Origin of the sequence: Streptomyces sp. NPDC001851, assembly GCF_040297165.1 — a bacterium.
Classification (GTDB): Bacteria; Actinomycetota; Actinomycetes; order Streptomycetales; family Streptomycetaceae; genus Streptomyces.
The window spans coordinates 1-1563 of the sequence record NZ_JBEOYR010000072.1; the positions used below are offsets into that span (position 1 = coordinate 1).

The following is a 1563-nucleotide window of genomic DNA, read 5'->3' on the forward strand; positions in this document are numbered from 1 at the left end:
GAAGTTGAGAACGAAGTTGGCCAGCGCCACGCCGACCTGGTAGGTCTTGGCCTGGGCGGTCACGACAAACAGCGAGCAGGCTAACATCAACAGCAGTCTGGTTTTTTTCATTACGGTATCCTGTTGAGAAGAGAGGTGTTATGTAAAAACAGTTCTTTTGCAACCGGGTGCAAAGCAGGAGACAAAACCGCGATGAGTCTCTGAATGCCACCGTGAATGTCGGCCATGAAGAAAATTTGGTCAACAGGGGAAAGGTGAAAACAGCGCGGACGATCACAAACTCTTTACCTTTTGCACCCGGTTGCATAACAAATTGCAATCGGGTGCAAAAACGGGACATAATCGCAGCAGGTATGCCGGCAGGCGCTTAGGGGATCTGAGCGAGCAGGGTATAGTGTGACTTCACCGAAGCAGGGATCGACGCAACCATGACGAAACACCACAAAGCCACCGCCAGCGACGTCGCCGAAAAGGCCGGCGTCTCCAAATGGACGGTATCGCGCGCTTTTACGCCCGGCGCGTCGATCTCAGACAGCGCGCGTGAAAGCGTACTGGCGGCGGCGGCCGAGCTGGGCTATCGACCCAATCTGCTGGCGCGCAGCCTGTCGCAAAAACGCACGCACATCATAGGCGTAGCCATCGACGAGATGAAGAACCCGCATTCGATGATGATGCTCGATATGGTCACCAAACAGCTGCAAACCCGCGGCTATATGGCGCTGCTGCTGAACATCACCGCCGGGGAAAACTACCGGGCGGTAATGGCGATGGCCGACCAGCTGCAGGTCGATGGAATTCTGTTCCTGGCGACGGTGTTAACCCAAGAGTGGGCGGCGATTGCGCAAGATCTGCATCAGATCCCGCTGGTGCAGGTATGCCGCAATACGGAAAGTGAACACATTGATGTGGTGAACATCGACGGCTACCGCGCTGGCGAAGAGATCGCCACGCTGCTGATAGAGCAAGGTCATCGGCGCTTTGGCTACATGAAGGGGCCGGATACGCAAAGTAGCCATTTGCTGCGCATGGAAGGCTACCGCGACAAACTGATGGCCGCCGGTTTTCAGCTGGATCGGGTGCTCACCGCTGGCCACTACGATCGCCAGCGCGGTTTCCAACTGATGAGTGAATACCTGCAGGCAACGCCGGAAAGTGAGCGGGTTGAAGCGCTGTTCTGCGAGAACGACGTGCTGGCACTGGGGGCGCTCGAAGCGCTCAGGCAAGTAGCACCGTCGTCAGCCATGGCCGTGGTAGGTTTCGACGATATCGACGAGGCCGGCTCAGCCAACTGGGCGCTGACCAGCTACAGCCAACGTATTGACCGGCTGGTCGAAGAGGCCTTGAATCGCTTGCTCGACAATCGCGCCACGGCAGACGGCGCTTGGCGGCACGGGGAATTGCGGGTTCGGCGGTCGCATTTGGCTGGGAAACCGGCGTAAGGATTTCTTTTTGTGTGACAATGTCACTATTGAGGCTTGATGAGAGCACATCGAGATGGAAAGAAGAAACTCTATAGAAGAGAAAGCGTTACATCCAGAGGGCCCATCGCCAGCGGTGGTGAGT

At 56.7% G+C, this 1563-nt stretch carries 1 protein-coding gene; it reads left to right on the plus strand.

The genetic code is table 11. The annotated features are described in order from the left end of the window. The first annotated feature begins 428 nt into the window (after positions 1–428). A complete protein-coding gene (locus ABT171_RS41515; protein WP_049295620.1) occupies positions 429–1439 on the plus strand; it encodes a LacI family DNA-binding transcriptional regulator in 1011 nt (336 codons plus the stop codon). The last annotated feature ends 124 nt before the right edge of the window (positions 1440–1563 follow it).

What these genes read in the sequence shown, in the direction of transcription:
- ABT171_RS41515 (WP_049295620.1), top strand. Translation starts at nt 429, where the DNA reads ATGACGAAACACCACAAAGCCACCGCCAGCGACGTCGCCGAAAAGGCC.